This is a genomic window from Streptomyces sp. NPDC102258 (assembly GCF_055584685.1).
In genome coordinates this window covers 1-7,279 of record NZ_JBVJLO010000055.1, presented here as the reverse complement: position 1 = coordinate 7,279, position 7,279 = coordinate 1, and the positions used below count along the sequence as shown (strand labels likewise).

Annotated in this window: 6 protein-coding genes; 5 read left to right on the top strand and 1 reads right to left on the bottom strand. The window is 68.3% G+C overall.

What is annotated here, in order from left to right; all coding sequences use genetic code 11:
* Positions 1–50: 50 nt before the first annotated feature.
* Positions 51–1,361: a hypothetical protein gene (locus ACZ6ZT_RS34935; protein WP_469724472.1), complete on the bottom strand. Its 1,311-nt coding sequence runs from the start codon at positions 1,359–1,361 to the stop codon at positions 51–53.
* Between the two features lie 145 nt (positions 1,362–1,506).
* Here ACZ6ZT_RS34935 and ACZ6ZT_RS34930 point away from each other — a divergent pair, with 145 nt between their 5' ends.
* The 5 genes from ACZ6ZT_RS34930 (at position 1,507) to ACZ6ZT_RS34910 (ending at position 6,733) form a co-directional block, all read left to right on the top strand.
* Positions 1,507–2,181: an NlpC/P60 family protein gene (locus ACZ6ZT_RS34930; RefSeq protein WP_469724471.1), complete on the top strand. Its 675-nt coding sequence runs from the start codon at positions 1,507–1,509 to the stop codon at positions 2,179–2,181.
* 112 nt (positions 2,182–2,293) lie between these two features.
* On the top strand, positions 2,294–2,674 hold the full coding sequence (locus tag ACZ6ZT_RS34925) for an RICIN domain-containing protein (RefSeq protein WP_469724469.1): 381 nt from the start codon (positions 2,294–2,296) through the stop codon (positions 2,672–2,674).
* 265 nt (positions 2,675–2,939) lie between these two features.
* Positions 2,940–4,415, top strand: coding sequence for a hypothetical protein (locus ACZ6ZT_RS34920; protein WP_469724468.1), 1,476 nt, complete (start codon positions 2,940–2,942; stop codon positions 4,413–4,415).
* A 1,485-nt stretch (positions 4,416–5,900) separates the two neighbouring features.
* On the top strand, positions 5,901–6,359 hold the full coding sequence (locus tag ACZ6ZT_RS34915; RefSeq protein WP_469724467.1) for a hypothetical protein: 459 nt from the start codon (positions 5,901–5,903) through the stop codon (positions 6,357–6,359).
* Between the two features lie 230 nt (positions 6,360–6,589).
* Positions 6,590–6,733: a hypothetical protein gene (locus ACZ6ZT_RS34910; protein ID WP_469724466.1), complete on the top strand. Its 144-nt coding sequence runs from the start codon at positions 6,590–6,592 to the stop codon at positions 6,731–6,733.
* The last annotated feature ends 546 nt before the right edge of the window (positions 6,734–7,279 follow it).

Sequence of the window (7,279 nt, the reverse complement as noted above, 5' to 3'; positions counted from 1 at the left end):
GATCGAGACTCCCGTTCGACACACACCCCTCAAGATCGGAACGACAACAGCTACTCAGTCGAGTCCCGCCGGACTTCCAGGCACATGCCGGAGTTGATGTTGACCCATGGGCGCGGGCCCGGCTGCACCGGCCGCTGTGGAGTGGGGTGTTTCTCTTCGGGCGGGGCTGCACTGGTACCGGGGGCAGGCGCGTGAGGGGTCGGAGCGGGGGAAGCGGCCTGGCTCGGATCACGCGTTTCGCTGACGCCCGAGCTGGGCGGCGTAGTGCTGCCCGAGGGCGAAGGGATAGGCGTGGAGGAAGCCGTGGCGGTGGCTGTGGCGGTGGCGGAGAGGCTGTGTGGCACCGGAGCCTGTGCGGGCGGGGGTGTGGCTTGGGCGTGGGGGGCCGGGCGCAGGTAGAGCATCGTGGCCGCTGTGGCGCTGGTTGCGGCCACGACCGTGGCGAGCGCGGCGAGGGCCGTACCCAGTCGGCGTGGACGGCGTCTGGCGGGCCTGGCATCGACAGAGCCGCTGGTCAGGTAATTGTCCGCCCGGCCCAGGACCTCTCCGCGGACAACGGGCGATGCCATCGGCTCCCCCCTGACCTGTCCCCATAAAGTGGCGACTTGCCGGTGGGCCTCTTCGACGTCACGGTGGACCCGGGCGACCTGGGCCTGTACGTCAGCGGCTCCTACTGCCGGCAGGTTGGCGGTAGCGGTGTCCTGGGGACTGGCTGCGGTGGTGTTCTCCTGCGGGGTCTGTTCCTCGAAGGCCTGAACGTACTGGTGGTGGGCAGCGGCCTGCGCCTGCTGGGCCGCTTTCTGGATCTGCTGAAGGCGGTCGAGGTGCACCTGCGCCTGTTCGAGGTGCTGCCCGGCGATCAGCCTGGCCGGACTGGTGGTGCCGGCCGGGCCGGCCTGCGGACTTGAGGCGTCGCCGGGGGCATGTACGGGGTCTGGGTGCGCGGGTGAGGTGTTCTGCAGTGCGGCGGCGATCTGCAGAAGGGCCTGGGTGAGGCGTTCGGCGTGTGCGAGGTCCTCCTCTGCCTGCCGCTGGGCCCGGGCTGCCGCCGCGGCGGGCGCGGGCCGCTGCACCTGCTCTGCCTCGAGGGCGGCAGCGTGGAGGCGGCGGGCTCTGGCCAGAAGTTCGGCCCGGCCGCGGGAATCGTGTACCCGGTCCAGGACGGCCCGCTCCAGCAGATGCCAGGGGAGGATCTTGCTGCCTGAGCGGTACTCGCCCCAGCTGGTCTTGCTGATGCGGTAGCGCTCGGCGAGTTCCCGGACCGTGGAGTTGCGGGTCAGGTCGCGCAGGAATGCCGCCATCTCGTTCGCCTGCTCGGTCTTCCCCTTGAAGCCGCCTTGCGGACGGCCGGCCTTCGCCACCCTGGTACTCCCCCGAGAGTTGTCCGCGTTGTCCGCCACCTGCAAGCCCTGGAGCTGCGACGGCGCACTTTCATCGTTGATGGACAATCAGACCAGGTCACACCGTGGGTCTCCAGCACTTACCAGACAAACCCTGGAGCATCCCGTGACCCGACCTCTCTCAAGGAACCGCGATGGTTCCCCGCACCCCGTCAGCCGAACCGCGATCGTGCTGCGCCGCCTGGGCGTACTGCTGGCCGGCGGCCTCGCCGTCACCGTCATCGCCGTGCTGCCCGCCCATGCCGCCAGCACCCAGTCCGAGAGCGCCCCGGTTACCTCCACCGGTACCCTCGGGGCCGGCGCCGCTGCGGGAGAGAGCGTCACCCGTGAGCAGGTGATCAAGCGGGCACAGGCCTGGGTCGAGGCTGCGGTCCCCTACCGCGCGAACGGACTGAGGTCCCCCTTCAGCTGGTGGGCCGACGAGGCCACCGGTGGCCATTACCGCCAGGACTGCTCGGGATTCGTCTCGATGGCCTGGCAGCTGAAGTCCAGCCTGAGCACCCACTCCCTGCCGTTCGTCGCCGACCGGATCGACGTCGCGGACCTCAAGCCAGGGGACGTCCTCAACTCCAGCGAGCACGCGTTGGTTTTCGGCGGCTGGACTGATCACGCCAAGGGCACCTTCACGTTCTATCAGCAGAGCAGCCGCTCCCGCCCCACCAACAAGGCCGAGGGCAGCATCCACTCCCCCACCCTCGCCGGGCACCCCACCCTCCTACACCGCACTGCGTTACAAGAACATCACCGATTCCCCCAGCCCTGCCGCGGCCGCTCCGGCTGAGAAGGCCGGACAGACCCCCGGCCCCGCCCGCTCCGAACACGGGCCCATCGCCTCGGCTCCAGTCCCCAGCGACGGCCGGACCCCCAACCCGCGCAGGACGTGGGTGAACGCGGTGTCCAGGAAGTGCCTGGAGATCCGCGGTGACACCACCGCCGACGGCGACCTCGCCAGCCAGTGGGAGTGCAACAAGTCCGCCACCCAGCAGTGGACCAGCTCCAAGCCCGGCGGGAGCGGCGTTCTCACCAACGCCAACTCCGGGCTGTGCCTGGAAGTGAGGGCCGACGCCCTCCACAACGGCGCCAACGCCAACCAGTGGGCCTGCAACGGCTCCGCCACCCAGAACTGGCGCCAGCAGCCTGCCAAGGGCGGCGGCTGGAACCTCGTCAACGCCAACTCCGGCAAGTGCCTGGAGATCAGCGCGAAGACCCCCGGCAACGGAGCCGTGGCCTACCAGCGCGACTGCGACGGCTCACCCGCCCAGACCTGGCTCTGACCCCGCCCCACGGCACCAGTCAGGTGCCAGCCGGCACCAGCAGCACCTCCAGGCAACACAACACAGCCCCCTGCCCAAGGAGCATTCTGTGGCCAAGCTTTTGTCCCGAAACCGCGCCCGGACCCGACCGGGTGCCCGGCCCACGCTCGTCAGGCGGATCAGCATCCTGGTCGTCGGCGCCCTGACCGCAGGGCTGATCTCCACCGCCCCCGCAGCGGCCGCCGATACCCCCGCAGCACCGGCCGCACCCGTATCTCTGGGGTCCGTGGCTGCCACCGGCGACGATCAGCTGTTCGCACTGGCCGCCGACCAGAGCGCCGTCTACCGCTGGAGCGGGCACGGCACCGACTGGGTCAAGGTCGGTGGACCGGCGGACAAGCTCTACGCCGGCGGCGCTGGCCTCTTCGCCACCAACCGCGACACCGGCAAGATCTACAAGTACGGCGGCGCACCCGAGCAGTGGGCCGAGACCGGCAACCCCGGCGCCGAGTTCGCCGTCACCGGCGACCACCTCTACGGCCTGAGCCCCGAACGCGACGCCGTCTACGAATGGACCAGCACCGGCACCGGCACCGAGTGGACCAAAATCGGCGGACCGGCGGACAAGCTCTACGCCGGCGGCGCAGGCCTCTTCGCCACCAGTGGCGACCAGAAGATCCACCACTACAACGGGCAGCCCGAACAATGGGCACAGGCCGGCGAACCGGGCAAGTCCTTCACCGTCAGCAGCACCCACCTCTACGGGCTCGCACCCGACGGCAACAGCGTCCGCCAATGGAGCGGCCAGGGCACTGACTCGACCGACCTCGGCGCACCTTCGGCTCCCGTCTCGCCCCCGTCACCACTGCAGCCGACGGAGCAGGCACCGCCCCCCACCGCTCCTGACCCTGTGAATGAGACCCCGGCCGCAGATCAGGACAGGCGGGAAGAGGAGGAGGAGTCCGAGCCGGTCGGAGCCGGTGATGCAGCCCTCTCCATGGCCGTCACCGCCAAGGACGACCTCTACACCCTGACCCCCGACCACAGTGCGCTGTGGCGCCGCCGCGGCAGCCAGTGGGAGCAGATCAGCGGCCCCGCCGGCGCTGTGTACGCAGGACGCGCGGGAGTGTTCATCACCCGCCCCGACACAAACACGCAGCTCAGCAAGTACAACGAGGAGACCGGGGCCTGGGGGCCGATCATCGAGGCGGGCGGCAGCTTTGCCGTCACCGGTGACCACCTCTACCAACTTGTCTCCGGCGCCATAGTGCAGTGGGACGGCGAGGACTGGACCGTGATCGGCGGCCCGGCGAAGAACATCTACGCCGGCGGAGCCGGCCTCTTCGCCACGAACCCCGTCACCGGCAACATCTACAAATACGACGGCAAGCCCAACCACTGGACCGAGATCGGCGGCCCCGGCGCCACGTTCGCCTCAGGCCACGACCATCTCTACGCCATCTCCCCGGACCACTTGGCCGTCTACGAATGGAGCGGCCACGGCACCAAGTGGAGCCGGATCGGCGGGCCGGCCCAGAACATCTACGCCGGCGGAGCAGGCCTCTTCGCCACCGACCGCGCGACCGGCAACATCTCCCGGTACGACGGCACCCCCGACCAATGGACCGAGATCGGCGGCCCCGGCGCCACCTTCGCCGTCAGCGACACCCATCTCTACGGCCTCTCCCCCGACCGCAGCGCCGTCTACCAATGGACCGGCAAGGGCACCAACTGGACTCTCGCAAGCGATCCCGAAGACTAAGAGGGTGCAAGGGGCCCCGAGCTGCCGGGCGGTGCCGCCGCCCCTCCTGCTGGCACTCCCAGCCCGGCCCAAACAGCGAAGTACTGGAACCCCAGCATCAAGTGCAAGGCGACGAATCCTGAATTCGGGGTCATCCCGACCCGAATCGGCAACAGCGACCTCGGGTGGAAGCACTTCACCACGAGGCACAATATTCGGACCTGCAAACCCATCGAAGCGGCCCTTCGAGGCAAGGTCGACAGCAAGGACGGCGCTCGCCACACATACCTCGGCTATGTGGTCACCGGTAGGAAAAGTGTACAGATCGTCGTGATCGTCCAGTATGGCTCCCGGACCCTTGACCGGGCCTACGGTGTCGATCCCGGCGAGAAGATCGGCGTGATCACCGCGTTTTGCAAGAACCAGCCCCGTGACAGGTGCCCTGACTGGGTCAACGAAATAACCTAGCCGCCGTTCGATGTCGCAGCCGTTCGACATGGTGGGCCTACCAGTTGGTGCCTGTGCGATTGCCGAGGCCGCCGGTGCCGTTGCCGGAATGAGGGTAGAAGGATCCCGCTCTGCCGGCGCGGCCCCTGCCCCCTCGGGCGGGACGACATGGCGGCGGACACCATCGGGCTCCACGTGATGCCCATGTTCCGCGACCTCGACAGGACCTGGCTCAACGGCGATCGGATCTCTGGATAATCGGTCCGGCCGCCGTCCGGTCCGGCGCAATGCCGGACAGCTCGCGGACGGCAGGTCCGCGGAGCGTGGATGCGTGTGTACGACAGTGCCGCCGTCGCACAGTCAGCACAGCGGAACGGATGAGACCGCGCTCGTCCCCGACGTCCTGCGTCCGCGATGAGACGGCCCGTAACCGAAGGCCTGGGCAAGCCACCCTCACGGCGGCTTGCCCAGGCCCCTACGGCTTGCCCGCTCCATCTCCGGCTCGGGCTCCCGCCGGCTCACCGAGGAGCAGCAGCACCGCCGGCTTCACGGCTTCGGATCTCGCCGCCACTGCCCGTCGCCTCACCTCCGGCCTCCACCACGAGCCACCCGGACGCGGTCCCGAGTTACGGGGCCGATCCGTCACGGACGAGAAGTACGTGCCGAACGCCCGGTTCCGACGGTGCGCCGAGCCGCGGGGCACACGCTGCCACGCCACAGCTTCCCTGCGACAGCGGACCTTGTCCGTTGGCCATCGCCGTACCGCCCTGTTCCCGGGTTGAGCCGTACCTGACAGTCTGTGAGTAACGGCTCCCGTAACGGCCCACGCCATGCGTTCTCACCCCAACTGATGCACTGGAAGGGTCCGAAATGCAGGCTTCAGAGTTATCCGCTGCAGCGGTCAGGGTACTGATCGAAGGCACCTCGGCCCCGGCGGAGCAGACTGCAGCGGTTCGCGCACTGATATGGGGCCAGCTCGGAAGGAGCGCTCTGGGGGCTTCTGCCCTCGCCCGCCTGCATGACCAGCCCGGTGAGGGATCAGCGGGCATCGTCGGTTCCGTGATCGCCGATGAATTGCGGACAAACCCCAAGTTCGCCGAACGGCTGCGGGCAGCCCTTGAGCCGCTCCCCGCCCCCACGACACACAACCCCTCCTACGACATCACCGCAGGCCCGCCACCGCCGGCCATGCCCCCCAGGCCCCCCACCGCTCCCCCGCCCCCGCCCCCGCTCCCGGCCACCCCGGAACCGGCAGAGGTGAGGAAAGTGTGGCTTCTAGGGCTCCCGCAGGCTCTCCTGGGCTACACCATCCTCTTTCTCCTGCGGGGGGCCGGACCGGCTGGCAGTCTCCTGTTCCTGCTCATCTCCAGTGCCCTGGCCGCTTACGGACTCTGGTGCGGCATCCGCCTCCTGCGCCGTGCACGCAGCCCACTGCTCATCATCGGAACAGTGGTTACCGGCCTTCTCCTGCTGAGACTGGTTCTCCTTCTACTGACCTTCGCGCTGGTGCGCGCCTGACTGCTCGTCACTCTGGAGGGGTTTATGAATACGTCCGTCTCCGAGGTGCAGGGGTTGCGCTCGCCGCCTGCCTCCTTGCTCTCATCTCGACGTGCAGTGAGGCGACGAGCAGCGGTGGCGGGGTGCCCGGGCCGCCACCGAAGGCCCTGACCGCCCAGGGCCTCCGGCTCGCCTCGCTCAGCCGAGTGGATCTCCCCAACGACTACGAACTCACAGGCGTAGGGCGTGCGATGGAACGGGCAGGCAAAGCAGCGAAGGCGGACGTGCCGAGCTGCCAGCCCATCGCCGACATCTACAGCACGCATCCCCAGGTCGCCCGACGGGCCAGGACAGGACAGGAGATGTACGACTTCGGCAGCCACCGCGAGGACTGATATCACATCTACCTCGACGCTTACGACTCGGGCGGACAAGCGCATGAGGTACTCAGCGGTTTAAGGACCGCAGTGGACAAGTGTCCCAACCTCAAAATGGACGATGGATGGGAGCTGGGTGCAGTCAGCAAGCTTCTCGCCCCGGCCGTGGGCGATGAGGCACTGGCATTGAGCACGGGCGACGCCACGGCGCTCACCACGGTGCGAATGGGCACCATACAGAGGAAGAGGGTGGATTGGTGCATCGAAGAATGAAGAGCGTGGCCGCCGTAATGCTGGTCTGTGTGCTGGGAGGCTGCGGAGGAGGCGGGGGTCCAAAGGTTGACAACGAGCATGACCCTCGTCCCCCGTCGAGCGACGCAAGCGTGCCAACGGCCGTGCCCCGGCTCGCGGTGCCCGCTGTGTTCGACGGAACCAAAGGCTGGACTCAGCCGGCACAAAGGGGAAGCACCATAGCTCTTGCCCCCATAGCCCGTGTGGTCGTCACGGTAACTGAGCGTTTTCAGCGTTGCCTCTCCAGAGTGAGGACAGCCTTGGTGATGACGG